At 33.0% G+C, this 279-nt stretch carries 1 protein-coding gene; it reads left to right on the top strand.

What is annotated here, in order from left to right; translation table 11 throughout:
* Positions 1 to 17 precede the first annotated feature (17 nt).
* Positions 18 to 279 (top strand): hypothetical protein (locus K6T82_RS24430; RefSeq protein ID WP_223711673.1); only part of this gene is annotated, 262 nt, incomplete at its 3' end.

The following is a 279-nucleotide window of genomic DNA, read 5'->3' as shown; positions in this document are numbered from 1 at the left end:
GGGATCTGGTTGATAGAATGAGGATCAATAAAGCCCTAATTATTGGAGTTTTATTCTTAATTTGCAGTTTAATTACTTATTTTGCTGAATTTTCAATTTTAACAGCTATTTTATCGTCTGCTGTTGGAATATTCCTTATTTTAACTGGTCTTTTTGAGATCAGAGATTACGAGAACAGAACACTTTACCTGCTGGTAGTGGCAGTACTGGTGGCAATTACCATTGTATTGATTTACACTCAAATATCCACAGTTTACATTGGAAATGAGTTGATTGATT

It is taken from the genome of Flavobacterium potami (genome assembly GCF_020026915.1).
In the GTDB taxonomy this organism is placed as follows: Bacteria; Bacteroidota; Bacteroidia; order Flavobacteriales; family Flavobacteriaceae; genus Flavobacterium; species Flavobacterium potami.
The sequence above is the reverse complement of the archived record's forward strand: the minus strand, read 5'-3'. Positions and strand labels throughout refer to the sequence as shown.